Origin of the sequence: Nioella sp. (assembly GCF_965215655.1) — a bacterium.
Taxonomy (GTDB): Bacteria; Pseudomonadota; Alphaproteobacteria; order Rhodobacterales; family Rhodobacteraceae; genus Nioella.
The window spans coordinates 3,230,174-3,244,868 of record NZ_OZ244111.1; the positions used below are offsets into that span (position 1 = coordinate 3,230,174).

General features: G+C 57.6%; 15 protein-coding genes. 8 read left to right on the forward strand and 7 right to left on the reverse strand.

Annotation, left to right across the window (positions count from 1 at the left end; genetic code table 11):
- The first annotated feature begins 128 nt into the window (after positions 1 to 128).
- The 6 genes from ACOOEX_RS16120 to ACOOEX_RS16145 all read left to right on the forward strand — a co-directional run bounded on the left by ACOOEX_RS16120 (position 129) and on the right by ACOOEX_RS16145 (position 5,395).
- Positions 129 to 1,004, forward strand: a complete 876-nt coding sequence (locus tag ACOOEX_RS16120; RefSeq protein ID WP_420395790.1) for a substrate-binding periplasmic protein — start codon at positions 129 to 131, stop codon at positions 1,002 to 1,004.
- 69 nt (positions 1,005 to 1,073) lie between these two features.
- Complete coding sequence (locus ACOOEX_RS16125; protein ID WP_420395791.1) at positions 1,074 to 1,832, forward strand: amino acid ABC transporter ATP-binding protein; 759 nt, start codon at positions 1,074 to 1,076, stop codon at positions 1,830 to 1,832.
- Positions 1,833 to 1,836: 4 nt separating this feature from the next.
- Positions 1,837 to 2,493, forward strand: a complete 657-nt coding sequence (locus ACOOEX_RS16130) for an amino acid ABC transporter permease (RefSeq protein WP_420395792.1) — start codon at positions 1,837 to 1,839, stop codon at positions 2,491 to 2,493.
- Entirely contained in the window at positions 2,486 to 3,157 is a 672-nt protein-coding gene (locus ACOOEX_RS16135) for an amino acid ABC transporter permease (protein WP_306046217.1), read from the forward strand. The genes ACOOEX_RS16130 and ACOOEX_RS16135 overlap by 8 nt, the downstream gene beginning before the upstream one ends.
- Position 3,158: 1 nt before the next feature.
- The gene (locus ACOOEX_RS16140; RefSeq protein ID WP_420395793.1) at positions 3,159 to 3,869 is read left to right on the forward strand and encodes a gamma-glutamyl-gamma-aminobutyrate hydrolase family protein; all 711 of its coding nucleotides are present in this window, start codon (positions 3,159 to 3,161) and stop codon (positions 3,867 to 3,869) included.
- 350 nt (positions 3,870 to 4,219) lie between these two features.
- The gene (locus ACOOEX_RS16145) at positions 4,220 to 5,395 is read left to right on the forward strand and encodes a tyrosine-type recombinase/integrase (protein WP_420395794.1); all 1,176 of its coding nucleotides are present in this window, start codon (positions 4,220 to 4,222) and stop codon (positions 5,393 to 5,395) included.
- Between the two features lie 597 nt (positions 5,396 to 5,992).
- Here ACOOEX_RS16145 and ACOOEX_RS16150 read toward each other — a convergent pair.
- Positions 5,993 to 6,397: a transposase gene (locus ACOOEX_RS16150; RefSeq protein ID WP_420395795.1), complete on the reverse strand. Its 405-nt coding sequence runs from the start codon at positions 6,395 to 6,397 to the stop codon at positions 5,993 to 5,995.
- Positions 6,398 to 7,241: 844 nt separating this feature from the next.
- Between ACOOEX_RS16150 and ACOOEX_RS16155 the strand changes: the two genes are divergently transcribed.
- Entirely contained in the window at positions 7,242 to 7,700 is a 459-nt protein-coding gene (locus ACOOEX_RS16155) for a peptidoglycan-binding domain-containing protein (protein WP_420398386.1), read from the forward strand.
- Positions 7,701 to 7,772: 72 nt separating this feature from the next.
- On the opposite strand, the gene ACOOEX_RS16160 is transcribed toward ACOOEX_RS16155, so the two are convergent.
- From ACOOEX_RS16160 to ACOOEX_RS16180, 5 genes are all read right to left on the reverse strand, one after another.
- The gene (locus ACOOEX_RS16160; protein WP_420395796.1) at positions 7,773 to 8,705 is read right to left on the reverse strand and encodes an IS5 family transposase; all 933 of its coding nucleotides are present in this window, start codon (positions 8,703 to 8,705) and stop codon (positions 7,773 to 7,775) included.
- 132 nt (positions 8,706 to 8,837) lie between these two features.
- Positions 8,838 to 9,518, reverse strand: coding sequence for a hypothetical protein (locus ACOOEX_RS16165; protein WP_420395797.1), 681 nt, complete (start codon positions 9,516 to 9,518; stop codon positions 8,838 to 8,840).
- Positions 9,519 to 10,002: 484 nt separating this feature from the next.
- On the reverse strand, positions 10,003 to 11,385 hold the full coding sequence (locus tag ACOOEX_RS16170) for a hypothetical protein (protein ID WP_420395798.1): 1,383 nt from the start codon (positions 11,383 to 11,385) through the stop codon (positions 10,003 to 10,005).
- Between the two features lie 66 nt (positions 11,386 to 11,451).
- Complete coding sequence (locus ACOOEX_RS16175) at positions 11,452 to 12,168, reverse strand: hypothetical protein (RefSeq protein WP_420395799.1); 717 nt, start codon at positions 12,166 to 12,168, stop codon at positions 11,452 to 11,454.
- A gap of 153 nt (positions 12,169 to 12,321) precedes the next feature.
- Complete coding sequence (locus ACOOEX_RS16180; RefSeq protein ID WP_420395800.1) at positions 12,322 to 13,092, reverse strand: hypothetical protein; 771 nt, start codon at positions 13,090 to 13,092, stop codon at positions 12,322 to 12,324.
- Here ACOOEX_RS16180 and ACOOEX_RS16185 point away from each other — a divergent pair.
- Positions 13,091 to 14,023, forward strand: a complete 933-nt coding sequence (locus tag ACOOEX_RS16185; RefSeq protein ID WP_420394792.1) for an IS5 family transposase — start codon at positions 13,091 to 13,093, stop codon at positions 14,021 to 14,023. The two genes, ACOOEX_RS16180 and ACOOEX_RS16185, sit on opposite strands and share 2 nt — an antisense overlap.
- Here ACOOEX_RS16185 and ACOOEX_RS16190 read toward each other — a convergent pair.
- A complete protein-coding gene (locus ACOOEX_RS16190; RefSeq protein ID WP_420395801.1) occupies positions 13,981 to 14,616 on the reverse strand; it encodes a CsgG/HfaB family protein in 636 nt (211 codons plus the stop codon). The two genes, ACOOEX_RS16185 and ACOOEX_RS16190, sit on opposite strands and share 43 nt — an antisense overlap.
- Between the last annotated feature and the right edge of the window lie 79 nt (positions 14,617 to 14,695).

Consider the following 14,695-nt stretch of genomic DNA (forward strand, 5'->3'; position numbering starts at 1 on the left):
TCTCGGAGTCTGTTTTCCTAACATAATGTCCGATTTCTGAAAGACCATCCCGAAAACACATCGCTACCAAAAAGGCACCGGACACGGGGCGCACCAGCGATCCGGGTCGCTCAACAAGGGAGACTGATATGTTCAAGAGGCGTAATTTCATTGCCGGTGCCGCTATGGTCGCGGCAATGGCGGCCGCGGGGCCGACCCTGGCGCAATCGGAAGCGTTCGACCTGGTCGAAGACGGGCACCTGACGGTGGCGTTCACTGGCGATATGCCGGGCTCTGGCTGGCAGGATGGCCGTCTGATCGGCTATGACGGCGAAATCATGCAGCGCATCAGCGAACGGCTGGGGCTCGACGTTGCGCCGGCGCTCATGGAATGGTCGGGCACCATCGCATCGGTGCAGGCGGGTCGCGTCGACGTGATGCTCGGCACCATGGGCTGGACCGAACAGCGCACCCAGATCATGACGCTGTCGGAGCCGATCCACTACTTCCGCAATGGTATCATGCAGTCCGTCGATACCGACTGGGACAGCCTGGCCGATCTGGAAGGGCGCACCGTGGGCACCATCACCGGCTTTTCCTTCGTGCCCGAACTGCGCGCGATCCCGGGGCTGGAACTGAACCTCTACGACACGTCCGATGCGGCGGTGCGCGACCTGCTGGCCGGGCGGATCGAAGCGGTGATCGGCGATCCGCCGGTAATCGGCTACGCGATCAGCCAGAACCCCGACTGGGGAATGCAGTTCCTCGCCTTCACCGACAACAACCCCGATTTCCCGCTGCTGACCGGGCTCGGCCAGACGGTGTTCGGCTTCAACCAGGCGGATGACGACCTGCGCCAGGCAGTGGACGAGATCATTCTTGAGATGTGGTCCAGCTGCGAGATGGCCGAGATCGGCGCGCGCTACGGGCTTGTCGGTGATGTCTGGTACAGCGCCAACGGCGAAAACTTCCGCGCCGGCGTCGACCGGCCCGAGGATTACGCCCTGCCCGAGTGTTCCAGCTGATCCGATCGGTTCAAGACCGTCAGGGGCGGCCTCGTGCCGCCCCGGATGCCCGGTGAAAGGAAGCCTTCCATGTCAAACCCAATCCTGTCCGTCAGCGGGCTTCACAAGTCCTACGGCGCTGTCGAAGTGCTCAAAGGCATCGATTTCGAGGTGTCGCCGGGCGAAAAGATCGCGCTGCTTGGCCCGTCCGGGTCGGGCAAGTCGACCTGCCTGCGCTGCGTGAACTTCCTGGAAACACCCACGCGGGGGGAAATCCTGCTGGACGGGGAACGTGTCGGCGTCGGGTCGGGCGGACGCGCGATGAACAACCGGGATCTCGCGCCGCAGCGCGCCCAGATGGGCATGGTGTTCCAGGGCTTCAATCTCTGGCCGCATCTGAGCGTGCGGGACAACATCGCCATCGCGGTGCGCAAGGTCCAGAAATCCAGCGCCGCCGAGGCGCGCGACCTGGCCGAAGCGATGCTGGCCAAGGTGCACATGGCCGAGAAGGCCGACGCGATGCCCGGTCAGCTTTCGGGCGGCCAGCAACAGCGCGTCGCCATCGCCCGCGCATTGGCACAGCGCCCGAAACTGATGCTGTTCGATGAGCCGACCTCGGCGCTCGACCCCGAGCTTGTCGGGGAGGTGCTGAACGTCATGCACGAACTGGCCGATGAAGGCCGGACGATGCTGATCGTCACGCATGAGATCGCATTCGCCCGCGACGTCGCTGACCGGGTGCTGTTCCTCTACGATGGCGTGATCGAGGAAGAAGGCCCGGCGCGCCAGGTCATCGAAACCCCGCGCAAGGACCGCACCAAGGCGTTCCTGAGCCGCATGAACGGCTGATCCCATGGAGTTCCTGACCTCAACCATCCTGCCCGGCCTGCTGACCGGGGCGACGGTGACGATCACCGTGACGCTGGCCTCGCTCGCCATTGCCGCGACGCTCGGTTTCCTGCTGGCGCTTGTGCGCGAATTCTCCGGCTTGCGCTTGCTGAATTTCGCCATCGACGCCTATGTGGAATATCTGCGCAACATCCCCGCGCTGAGCCACCTGTTCATTCTCTATTTCGGGCTGGCCTCCGTCGGCTTTGCGATCACCTCGATCCCCGCCGCGATCATCGGCCTGGGGCTGGTCGGTTCGGCCGTGACCTGCGATATCTACCGCTCCGGCTTTTCCGCGCTCGGAAAGGGTCAAAGCGAGGCGGCCCTGGCCGTGGGCATGACGCCAATGCAGGTGATCTGGCTGATCCTGTCGCCGCAGGCCTTCCGGGTCGCGTTGCCGCCGCTTGGCAATTATGCGCTGCAACTGCTCAAGGATACCTCGGTGGTTTCGGCCATCGCCGCGCCGGAGATCATGTTCTACGCCCGTTCGATGGTGACATCGACCTTCCAGACGACACTGATCTATTCCTCGGCGGCACTGCTCTACCTTGCCATGAGCCTGCCGCTGGCCTGGGGCGTGGCCCGGCTCGAAAAACGGTTTGGAGGCGCGACCGATGTTTGAATTCCTCTCCGTCTTTGTTCAATACGCGGATCAATGGGGCCCCCGGCTGGCAGAGGCTGCCGTCGTCTCAGCGCGGATATCGCTGCTCGGCTTCGCCCTCGCGGCGGTGGTGGGGCTGGTTCTGGCGCTGATGCAGGACGCGTCCAGCGCGCTGCTGCGCGGGGTGGCGAAGGGCTACGTGATCTTCTTTCGCGGTGTGCCGGTGCTGGCGATCCTGTTCCTGATCTATTTCGGCCTGCCGGGCATCGGGGTAGTGTTCGATGCGGAACCGGCGGCGGTTGTCGGGCTTGGACTGGCCTTCGCGGCACAGATGGCCGAAGTGTACCGCGCCGGGTTGTCGGCCATTCCCAAGGGCCAGTGGGAGGCCGCGCGAAGCGTCGGCTTCCTGCCCGGACAGGTGCTGTTCCTGATCATCCTGCCGCAGGTGGCGCGCATCGTTGCTGCGCCGGTGATCGTCACCTTCGTGGCGTTGCTGAAAGACAGCTCGCTCGCCTCGCTGATCACGGTGAACGAGCTTGTTCTGGAAGGCCGCGCGCTGGCGACGGAGTATTTCCTGCCGCTTCACATCTACATCTGGGTCGGCGTGATGTATTTTATCATCGCCTTCCCGCTGTCGATGCTTGCCAAGCTGCTGTCGCGGCGGGCCAGGTTGGGCACGCGCTGAAATGCCCGTTGTTCAACTTCCTCCCCTGATCGGTGTGACCGTCGATCACCATGACGCAGAGCCTCCGAGCGAGGCCACCTACACAGTACGTCGAAACTATGTCGATGCGCTGAACGAGGCCGGAGCGGCCGCGATCCTGTTGCCCTTCGACCAGGCTGCGGTGCCCCGCTACGCCGAACTCTGCGACGGGCTGCTCGTCACCGGGTCAATTCCGGGGCATCCCGGATCCACCGAACGGCAGATCTTCGACAAGGCAATGATCCGGGCTGTGATGGACCGGGAACGACCGGTGCTGGGAATCTGCAACGGCTTGCAGATGATGGGGCTGGTGCTTGGCGGCCGGGTGGTCGATGTCGCCGCGGGTCCGCATGGCCCCGATCACGCGGGCGACTGCGTCGCCGAACGGCTGGCCCATGGCATCCGGATCGCGGATGACGGGCTTTTGCACCGGATCGGAAAGTCGGTCGGGGACAAACCCGGACATTCCGTCAACAGCCTGCACAGGCAGGCACTCGACAGAAGCGGCGCATACACGGTCTGCGCCGAGGCAGATGACAAGGGAGTCGAAGCCATCGAACTGCCCGGCCACCCCTTCGCCCTTGGCGTCCAGTGGCACCCGGAATACCGCTTGACCGCATTGGACCGCGCAATCCTCGCTGCATTCGTCGCGGCCTGCCGCCCCGCGCGGGAGCCGACGCTGCACCCGGATTGAAAGCGACGCTGATACGCAGGGAGGGGATTCTGCCCTGTGGAACCGAGGCGCGAAAATAGAAGGTTCGCCCGCGCGTAACCAGCCTTGGTATCGTGGCCATCCTTGCCCTCACTGTACCAGGGCGCGTATTTCGGCCTTCCCGAAAACCAGTATCGTTTTATATCAGCAGGTTAGCCGTGAAATGGCGGAGACGAAGTCCGTATGACTATGGTTCTTCTGGGGTTAACGCCGTTCGCAAGCGTTCAGGAAATATACGCAAAAACAATGCTCTAAATTCACGCCCCGCTCTTGCGGTTCGCAGGCGTTCATCCTAAAGCGGTATCAAGTGTGGGAACAAATGTGGGAACAATATGTCTTTGAGCGCGCGGAAAGTGGAAACGGCTGCCCCCGGACGGCACGGCGATGGGCGGGGCCTGTTTCTCTACGTCAAAGCCTCTGGCGCACGGTCTTGGGTGCTGCGCTATCAGGTCATGGGCAAGCGGCACGATCTGGGGCTTGGGGCCTATCCCGAGGTGTCGCTGGCCATGGCGCGCGACCGGGCCTTGCAAGCGCGGCGCATGATCCAAGAGGGTGAAGACCCGATTGCCAAGAAGCGGCAGGCCAAGCCCAAGACGTTCAAGGACGCCGCGCTCGAACTGATCGAAAGCAAGCGGCCCGGATGGAAAAACGCCAAGCACGCGGCGCAATGGACCTCGACGCTTGAGGCCTATGTGTTCCCCAGCCTTGGGCGGATGCAGGTCGCGCGGATTGAGACGGCGGACGTGATGGGCGTCCTGAAACCGATCTGGACCGCCAAGCCCGAAACCGCCAACCGGGTGCGTCAGCGGATTGAGGCGGTGCTGGACTACGCTTCCGCGCTGGGCATCCGGACAGGCGAGAACCCGGCGCGCTGGCGTGGGCATCTTGACCACCTGCTTCCCAAACCGACCAAGGTGAAGGCGGTCAAACACCACCCGGCCTTGCCCCATGCCGAGATTGCCGAGTTCATGGCAGACCTGTCAGGCCGCACGGGCGTCGCAGCGCGGGCGCTGGCCTTCACCATCCTGACGGCAGCGCGGTCTGGCGAGACACGCGGCGCAACATGGGCTGAGATTGATCTGGACGCGAAGCTTTGGACGATCCCGGCGGGCAGGATGAAGGCGGGCAAGGAACACCGCGTTCCCCTGACACCAGAGGCACTCGCCTGCCTTGGCCCCAAGCGCGACCACGCGGCGCTGATCTTCGGAAGCGAAGCCAAACTAGGCAAGCCTATCTCTGACATGAGCATGACCGCCGTGCTCCGTCGAATGGGGCGCGACACGATCACCGTGCACGGCTTCCGCTCGACCTTCCGCGATTGGGCGGGCGAGACCACGGGCTTCCCGCGTGAGGTGATCGAGGCGGCATTGGCACACGGGATCAAGGACAAGGCCGAAGCGGCCTATGCCCGGTCTGACCTATCCGACAAGCGGCGGAGGTTGATGGAGGCTTGGGCCAACCGTGCAACCGCAGCCACGTCGGGGCGAAATGTAGTGGCCATTTCCTAGCCCAAATAGGTAATGAACCACACCCAAAATAGTAGCCTGCAATTGGACATCCCAAGGAATGTTACGATCAAAAACACTCCAATGTAAAGGTACGCTCTTGTACCGAATGACATGACCCACTGATTTCCGCTCAGCCGCGCAAAGAGCGACTTGAAAACCGAGTATGGCCTTAGACCCGGCTTCCCTTCAACTTTCAGCCTGTTGAAAGCTCACACCTAGCGCATGTCTCGAAGGGCTAGCACACCGTCGTCGCCGCCGCGATCCGGCAGGCCTTCGATCAGCCCGACCGAAAGCATGCCGGGGAAACATGGCAACGCGTGCCCGCATCGCTTGGGCGAGCTTGCGCCATAATGTCGACTTCGAGCCGGCATGGGGGCAGAGCGTGACGGCGTAACGAAAGGATACGCTGCGATATACTTGGCTGGATGCGCAGCGTAGAGAGGTTGGCGAAAGGAGGCTGATGGCCGGAAAGGTCGAACACCCGCGTCCCCGGAACTCTGGAAAAAAAACGGCGCCTCGACGCCGAGTCTTTTATGAGGGCCAGGACGCGCGGATATCCATCATGGCGAGGGCCAACGTGCCACTATGCCGGATACGTTAGCGCACGACCTGTAATCGCCAGAAGCAACCGACTTGCCAGCGGGGCGGGTCATACGTTTTGTACGTGAACCCGACTCGGGACAGCAGGTTGGCGATGGAGGAATGATGCACCCGAACGACTTCTGCCTCGGCCAGCGCATCGCGCAACTCAAAGAGCGTGATGTCAGGGTCCTGCGCGACCAGTTCCTCGAGGAAAGCTTGGTGCGGCGCTAGCTTTCCCTTGCCTCGCGGCGGCCCCCGGGGCGCCGGTTTCGCATGGCCCTTGGTCCTCACCTGATGTGCCCACCTTGCGCCTGTGGCCGGCGAAACCTTCAGACGCAACGCCGCCGCCCGCCCGCTCAACCCTTCTTCAATGTATCTCTGAAACCGCGCCCGCAGCGCATCCGGCAAAGGTGCTGACATGAACCATTCTCCCAAACAGGATGAATCACATCTGACGCCTCAAGATTCAAGTTCAGACCGATACGCTCTAACAGAATGATTTAATAGGCATCAGTCCACTCAAAAAAATATCCTTCGATATTTTAACTTCTATAGAATTTATTTCTTCTCTTTTGCTCAACGAAGCCGCCGAGCTTCTGTGATAATCTAGGTTTGTGGTGTCAGTGGTCTTCGACGTGGCGCAGTGTGTCGCTTGCCAATAGGGGAAGAATACTTGCATAGTATGGTCGGTAGTGGTGACAGAGTCGCCTCTAGCATATCTTTGTTTGAGCGAGTTGCAGCTTGCGAGAAACCAATCGCGCTTCAGAGCACGTCAATCTACATTGTGTCCAAGAATGACTCTTTTATCTGGCACACGGCTCACTCGTTGGTTGGCGATTTCTCAAAGATTGTCTTTCATGATGCAGAGGATCCCTCGTTCACCATCTCCTTTTTCAGAGATGACTATGTCTTGGTTATCGACATCGATGTTTTCGAGTGCTTGGATGATGCCATTAATTGGCTGTTGAAGTTTCGCTCGATCAACTTGGGTGTGCCGATTGCCATCCTTTCAGACAAGTTCACTTATGATGACCTCACTTTACAGCGGAGCGCTATTGCCGATGTCAGCGTCAGAACGCCATGTACAGTAAAGTTTCTCAAGGCTGCAATTGTACAAGCTATTGAGAATAATATCATATACCGAAAACAGCTGTCCGACTCGTCGAACGCACAATAGGAAAGCATGAATATGACCTCAAAGTCCCTCGTTGCCGTGTGCTTCGCGTTCTACACCTCTCTGTCTTGCGGCGTGTTTGCTCAGGATATGAGCCTGTCCGATACCCTATCGCTTGCGGAGCGGATTGGTCCTCACGACTATCGCGCAGTCAGAGCAGTTCAAACAAATTTGGCCTACTACAGTTTCTATTCCGGCCCAATAGATGGCGTGTGGGGGCCTCAGACTGAACTCGCAGTAGAATTGGCACTCCGTTCGGAGCGCCCCCAATTGTACCAGATTGTTGAACACTCATCCAACAACGTGGTTTCTCTTGTGCCTATTTCGGTTCCAGTGTCCATTGTGTCATCTGACAGGTTCGTGACGCTGCCACATATCAATCGTGTGGTTCCAGCGTACTATCATGTCGAAGGCCAGGGAAATGTGTGGCTCGATGTTGGCTATCTATCCAACGAAACTGCACAGCGCTATCAAACCCTGTCTGTAGATCGGGTAGACGGCTACCGTGTTATTTCATCTACGGTTCGAGTTCCAGTTGTTCGTCACTAGGTAGTTAATCCCACGGTGGCGTTGTTGCAGAAAGACGGCCTGAGGCGTGACTTCCCCTTTCCCCTTTGAGCTTCAGGCCGCGCGGGCGATCTCGGCGGTGCCGAGGGCGTTGAAGCGGTTCATGAGAGCGACGCGGATGTGGATTTCGGCGGTTTGGCGGTCCGGGTCTCTCGCGGCGATGCGCTCGCCGAAGGACTTGAGGCAGCGCATCCTGGCCTCTACGCGGCTGCGGGCGTGGTATCCCGTCCACCGTTTCCAGAACGCCCTGCCATAGTGACGTGTGGCGCGCAGGGTTTCGTTGCGCGCCCGGGCAGCTGGGCAGTCGTCTTTCCATGGCCGACCGTTCTTGCGGATCGGGATGATCGCAGTGCCACCGTGTGCGATGATGGCGCTGTGGCAGCGGCGGGTGTCGTAGGCGCCGTCCGCGGTAACGGTGCCTATGTCTTCGTCGTCCGGGACCTGACCCAGCAGGTCCGGCAGGACGGGGCTGTCGCCTTTCCGGCTGGGGGTGAACTCGACCGCGCGGATGTCGGAGGTGGCCGTATCCATCGCCAGATGCACCTTGCGCCATTGGCGTCGTCCCTGAACACCATGCTTCCGGGCTTGCCACGCGCCATCGCCGAGGAACTTGATGCCGGTGCTGTCCACCAGCAGGTTCAGCGGCCCGCCAGCACGGCGATAGGGGATCTGCACCTTCAGGGTCTTCTGCCTGCGGCACAGGGTCGAGTAGTCCGAAACGGGCCAGTCCAGCCCGGCCAGGCGCAGCAGGCTGGCGACCATTCCTGCGGTCTGCCTGAGCGGCAGCTTGAACAGCACCTTGATCGACAGGCAGAACTGGATCGCCGCGTCCGAAAAGACGGGCGGACGCCCTGGGCGCCCTTCATGCGTCGCGTGCCAAGCCATCTCCTTGTCCAGCCAGATCAGCAGCGATCCACGCATGCGGAGCGCAGCGTTGTAGTAGAACCAGTACGTAGTGCGGTAGCGGACGGGAGCGGGTTTACTCATGCAGACCGTCTAACTGCATGGATTCGTGATGTGAATCCTTTACTGCCAAAGTTCTGCATCAACGCCGAGTCAGTAGCAACAGGTTGACGTGTCGAAAATCAACAAAATTGGTTGGCCACGCGGTTGAAAATATCATAGACCAGTTATCTCACCAACTACGGAAGAGACACCTGACTGGATCGCGCCTGTGTTAGCTGCACCAATAGCAGTGGCTGTTATTTGACTAACAGACCCGCTTACATTGGCAATCTGGTTTTCAACTCTACCGCGAACTGCTGCTTCATTGGCTGACATGTTCATTACCAACACAGCGCTTTCGAAACTTCCCCCAAGTTGGCCTAGTTGCATTGACGATGCATTTGTCATTGTGGTGGCGACATGATCGAGCATCACGTTAGAACCGGTTTCTATTCCAGCACTGATATCTTCAATCTGGTCCAATATAATCTGACCAGTATTGACGCCGCCAATCGCCAAGGCGTCTTCTTCGCCAACTTCGAATATAGCGACCGCACTAAGCGCTTCCGCAGCGTAAACTTCAGAGGTGATTTCTGGAATGGTTACCCCATAAATCGTGTTGCTGATGGTGCCATCGATCACGGCAAAAGCTGGATCGATTGACAAAGGATGGAAAGTGGTTTCCGAAGCATTGACGAAGACGCCGTTCAACCTCGGATTGCTGAACGATGCCAGAACACGATCAAGGACTGTTTCAGCAGATGCAGCTCCCACACAAACGAACAGCAGCAGTGCGATTGGACATGCCACATGCTGACGAACTCGCCTTAAAGCTGTATACACTCGATATTTCAAGCCTTTGGCGCCTTTTGTTAAACCATCTTAGACATGGTTTGGATAGCCCTGCCCCACGTTTTTTACTAAATAATCAGACAGTTGCTGCATGGCCATGACCTCGCGTTTCATCTCGTTTTTCAGTTTTGACAAGAATAGCACAACACCAGGTGCAACGCGATGCGATTTCAGCGACAATTCAGCCTTTTCTTAGCGCTGACAGGCCTGCATCTTTCCAAAAAGTCGACCCGCTGGTTTCGGCCTGAAACCAACGGGTCTCCAGAGGGCTCTCACCGTGGAGCAGGAGCGCCCTCGGCTACCGTCGCATTGCAAAAATACAGCAGCCGGTTCTTCTATTCGAAGGTCCGGCGACGCGCCGTGTGCGCCCGAGCGCGCGCCGAACCTATCCTGGGCCTTGCCTGGGGGGCAAAACAGGCCCAGCTCCGCGCAATCGGGCAGTTGATTGCGCAGATTCTGTTCTAAATGATTATAATTTATATCACGATCATTCATGGAGTACTTGTTTATCCACTTCCTTGCTGATTATGGGCACAGTATGTTTTCTTGAGCTTCTTATGAATGATCTATAACCCCGATCCAAGAAGTACACATCAAATTTATTATCGCCCTCACAGCGTTTGTACCAATTTACAAAAATGCAAACCATCTTCAACATTTTCTCAACTTTCATTGCGGAATCGATTGAATTTTCCAAGTGAATTTGTCGAAGTATCCACTCAGGCTTTGGTGAAATAATCTCAACCCTTCGAAACAAACCTGTTCCCAACGCTTTCTTCACTTCACAGAAGTCGATTGGAAAATTAGGATAAACAGCTTTCTTGGATTCGGTTCGGAAGTAATAATCTAATATAGACTCTGGAACTTTCAGCCCCTGACCGTTTCCTAGAGACGGAAAAGTGTGGAGTTGTATGTTCGCCCTGGGATTAACTTCTAACACGTACGCAAGGTTCCGCTCAGTGCACAAAAGCACATCAACGCCAGCGTTTGGGATTCCTATAGCAATTGTTGCTTTTATTGCTTCGCTTTTTAATTCTTCAGATATGGTATTAGTAACGTCCTCGGTGTCAAACCCAGGTACAAAGTTTTTATCACTCAGTTCGACAACCTCTAGGAATCTTGGCTTATACTCGAGTGATCTACCCGTGCTCCGCAAAAATATTTCTGATTGCTCCAGATTGATCTGATTTTTTGGTATTCCCCCAAGTGCAATATCTTCATTCTTATTTTTGACGAGCTCTCTAATACTTTTACGCCCATCGCCAGTAACACTTGGTACGAGCTTTTTGAATGAAGCAATGGCCTTCTTGTTGCTAACGTAAATGCGATATTCAGGCCCATGAATCATTTCTTGAAGAATCCACTTATTTCTCTTCTTAGTCACTATTTCAAGCACGTCGGAAGGAAGGAGGTTTATTTCCACACCTTGCCCAAGAGACCCCGAAGCTGGCTTCAGAATAAATCTTTCAGATCGCGAGGCCTTCAAGAAAGCCTTTATTTTTTCTAATTCTGAAGCGAAGATAACAATGCTTTTAGGTGTTCGCACCCCTTTCGCATTGAATATAATTCCAGACTCATCTTTTTTGGCGGCAAGGTTGTTGACTTGAGCAAGTGTGTCTTGCCCTCTGCTTCCATCAAAGTAAACAGTACGCTTGCCATCCGATACGCTTAGATATCTTCCATTATAGTTAGGTGCTGTGCCGAAAAAGGATTTCGATTCACTGCTAACGAAAGTCTCAAAGCCTACAGTAAAACCTTTCCGTACAGCCGCTAGAGCAATTAGATATCTTGATAGATCACCTCTGCCCAATTCTTGTGCAGTCAGAAGGTCTTGCTGAGTTATTCCCAAGAAAGATTTGGCTGCCATCATTTATTTGGTCGCTCCATGGGGATGGGGGCCAATTGGCCCCCATCTAATTATCTAAACGCACGTCTTTTACTGACCTGCGGAAGAACCGGTAATTCCAGTCACAACACCGTTGATGCCCGATGTGATCGTGCCGGTGTTAACCGCACCGAGAGCCGTAGTAGACAGACCACCGATCGTGCCATTCACCTCGGTCATGGTGTTGGAGATCGAACCGTTCACACCGGTCATGTTCGACGCGACATTGATCACGATTGCACCAGTATCAGCCGAGCCACCAATCTGGTTCATTGCCGCAGAAATGGCGTTTGTGCTGGAAGTCGATGCCTCATCGATGGCGGAGTTCACGCCCAGCGTGATGTCGCCGGTGTTCACAGCACCTAGAGCCGTGGTGGCCATGTCACCGAAGCTGAGCGTAGGCATGTTGTACTCAATTGCGATGACGCCCTCGGCTTCTGCTTCCTGGGTAACGCTCTCGATACCGTCGACAATGTTGGTAATCGAGCCGTCGATGCCGTCAGCATAGCCGCCAATCACTTCCGTCACAGTTGCTTCGCCTTCATAGGCAGCAAATTCTGTTTCAGAAAGGACGCTGCCATCGCTCATCACATATTGCAGTTCAGAACCACCGATGTTTTCCGCGATGTTGGCGAAGGTGCCGTTCACGGAGGCCAGGTTAGTGGCGTTGTCAATCTGGCCCAGAACACGTTCCAGAACCGATTGTGCCGACGCAGCGCCGCTCAGAGCGACGAGTGCGATGGCGGAAGTTGCAAGAAGCTTTTTCATGCTTTCCCTCATTTCAATTCAAGACCGGCCCCTGTCCACCAGTCCCTAGATTGTTAAAGGGGGGGATAAGGGCCCCTTGGCTGGTGCCCTTTGACGGGCCCCCCCACTGGCTTCCCCCATCCCGGCGAAATCAGTGGAATTTCTACTCCGTGCTTACGGATCTGCAGCGTCCTCCTGTCCCGGATCGACTGCTGTGCTGTCCTGTTCGGCGTCCACGACCTCGTCTTCGGGCGCGGCGTCGGCCGTTTGCGGTTCCTCGGAGGCGTCCTCCGGCGGAGTGAGAAGTTCGTTGGCCTCTATCGTAAGCTCTAGGGCACGCTGAACGACGATGGCTGTCGCATCGCCCCGCGGACCGTCCATTCCAAGCTCCGCAGCCCTTCGCAGTGCCTGGCCGGCGAGCCGCACAAGTTGCAAAGCTTCAGCTGCTTTCTGGGCCTGCACATCCGGCGTTGTGGATGCGATCGACTCCTCCGCGGCAGCAATCGCACGCGCAGCAAGCACCGAGGCCTGGTTGGAAAGCTCGTTGATGTGCTCTTCCACAGAAATCGCAGCATTTTCACGAGCTTCTGCTCCGCCCTGATTGCCATCAGTTGTGGGTTCGGTCTGGTCGGATTCAGTTGCCGCCGCCGCAGCCACCTGCAACGCATCGCGGATTGCCTCTGGCGATCCATTACGATGCGGTCGACCACCGCCCGCGAATGCAGAGATGGACGATCTGCAATTCTGGTACGCGGCTTCATTCGCGACCTGACCAACCAGTTCGAAGGTTGCGAGGCTCAGCATTTGACGCAGTACGAAATGAACTGCCTCGCGTTCCTGCCCACCAGCCTCAAGACTGACGAGAGTATCGCCGAAGAACGGCTTTGTTGCACAAATGGGGTGAGGGATTCCCTGTGTGAATCCAGCGTGGTAGCTGGCGAGCATGAGCAGTTGGTCCCTTATGACGTACAAGACCAGGAACTGGCCTTCGTACAACACGGCGCTGAAGCAGCGCGGTTCGCTATCGATCTGGTTTGATCCCGATATGACCTGGCACGCGGCACCCACCGGCAAGCGCGGGCGGCAACCCGAGTTCAGCGACGCGGCGATACAGGTTTGTCTCACGATAAAGGTGTTGTTCGGCATGCCCCTTCGCCAGACGACCGGGTTCGTCGAAAGCCTGCTGCGGTTGGCAGGCCTTGACTGGAAAGTGCCGGACTTCAGCACTCTGTCTCGCCGCCAGAAGACCCTGAGCGTCGCCATCCCTTATCGCGGAGGAACGGGTCCTTTGCACCTGCTGATCGATGCGACCGGGATCAAAGCCGAGGGCGAGGGAGAGTGGAATGCCCGCAAGCATGGCGGGTCAAAGAAGCGCCTTTGGCGCAAGCTGCATCTTGGTATGGACGAGGAAACACTGGAGATCCGCGCAGTCGGTGTCACGACAAGCAACGTCGGCGACGCCCCTATGTTACCCGACCTGCTGGCACAGATCCCGCCCGACCAAGAGATTGCCACGGTCACCGCTGACGGAGCCTATGACACGCGCAGATGTCACAATGTGATTGCCGCTCGAGGTGCCGTTGCCGTCATCCCACCACGCAAGAATGCGCAACTCTGGAAGCCAACTACGGCGGGTGCTATCGCGCGAAACGAAGCCGTGAGGGCCTGCAAATATCTCGGACGGGCACTCTGGCGAAAGCTGACAGGCTATCACCGACGAAGCCGCGCAGAGACGAAGATGCACTGCGTCAAACTCCTTGGCCAAGGCCTGATGGCCAGAGACTTCGACCGGCAGGTCGCTGAGCTCCAGATCCGGATCGCGGTGCTCAACCGCTACACCGCTCTTGGCATACCCGTCACTGAGCCCGTAGGATGAGTCCGTCCGGGGAAAGGGGAAGCCTGCCCTTCAACCGATTTGTGCAACAGAGCCCCGAAGAACCGCCCTACGCTCGCTCCCACTTCTCGCGAGAACATCTGCCTTTGAAGCGGAACGCTGGCAACAATCCGACCGGTCAGTGCATCTGTCATGGACAGATCGAGACCCACCAGGATGCGGCTCTGGCGATAACTTGGACCTACGCCAGCAACCGATATGCTTGCGCCTCCACCCGGAATGAAGTCGAGGCTATTGATGCTCCCAGAGATATAAAAGTTAACGGGCAACTGTCTCTGGATATCGCGAATGCCCCACTGGGTTTCCATTACCGCAATGGCAGGATCACGACGGTTGACGACCGCAGCACCAGACCGAAACAGTGACGACTGCACCATCTCTCCAGCGCCCTGAGATATGAAACGCCCGGCTCCACCATCAGAATAGCTTTCGCGACCGGTTGCATCGACGACTTCACCCACCGCGAAAGTCAATCCGGCCGGAATGTGGCCGCGCAGACAATGAAGGGCATCATCGAAGATAGTCACAATTTCTTCGACAGGCGGGCCTTCTGGCAAGTCCACATTGCGGGTCACGGGCGTGAAGGTCCCGATTGTACCACCACAGCTCGCGAGCAGTAGGACTGACGCGATCAGGCCGTAAGGACGCAGAGCT

Excerpts from the sequence above, each read along its gene's own strand:
- ACOOEX_RS16120 (WP_420395790.1), top strand. The coding sequence starts at position 129 with ATGTTCAAGAGGCGTAATTTCATTGCCGGTGCCGCTATGGTCGCGGCA.
- ACOOEX_RS16125 (WP_420395791.1), top strand. The coding sequence starts at position 1,074 with ATGTCAAACCCAATCCTGTCCGTCAGCGGGCTTCACAAGTCCTACGGC.
- ACOOEX_RS16130 (WP_420395792.1), top strand. The coding sequence starts at position 1,837 with ATGGAGTTCCTGACCTCAACCATCCTGCCCGGCCTGCTGACCGGGGCG.
- ACOOEX_RS16135 (WP_306046217.1), top strand. The coding sequence starts at position 2,486 with ATGTTTGAATTCCTCTCCGTCTTTGTTCAATACGCGGATCAATGGGGC.
- ACOOEX_RS16140 (WP_420395793.1), top strand. The coding sequence starts at position 3,159 with ATGCCCGTTGTTCAACTTCCTCCCCTGATCGGTGTGACCGTCGATCAC.
- ACOOEX_RS16145 (WP_420395794.1), top strand. The coding sequence starts at position 4,220 with ATGTCTTTGAGCGCGCGGAAAGTGGAAACGGCTGCCCCCGGACGGCAC.
- ACOOEX_RS16150 (WP_420395795.1), bottom strand. The coding sequence starts at position 6,397 with ATGTCAGCACCTTTGCCGGATGCGCTGCGGGCGCGGTTTCAGAGATAC.
- ACOOEX_RS16155 (WP_420398386.1), top strand. The coding sequence starts at position 7,242 with ATGAGCCTGTCCGATACCCTATCGCTTGCGGAGCGGATTGGTCCTCAC.
- ACOOEX_RS16160 (WP_420395796.1), bottom strand. The coding sequence starts at position 8,705 with ATGAGTAAACCCGCTCCCGTCCGCTACCGCACTACGTACTGGTTCTAC.
- ACOOEX_RS16170 (WP_420395798.1), bottom strand. The coding sequence starts at position 11,385 with ATGATGGCAGCCAAATCTTTCTTGGGAATAACTCAGCAAGACCTTCTG.
- ACOOEX_RS16175 (WP_420395799.1), bottom strand. The coding sequence starts at position 12,168 with ATGAAAAAGCTTCTTGCAACTTCCGCCATCGCACTCGTCGCTCTGAGC.
- ACOOEX_RS16185 (WP_420394792.1), top strand. The coding sequence starts at position 13,091 with ATGAGCAGTTGGTCCCTTATGACGTACAAGACCAGGAACTGGCCTTCG.
- ACOOEX_RS16180 (WP_420395800.1), bottom strand. The coding sequence starts at position 13,092 with ATGCTCGCCAGCTACCACGCTGGATTCACACAGGGAATCCCTCACCCC.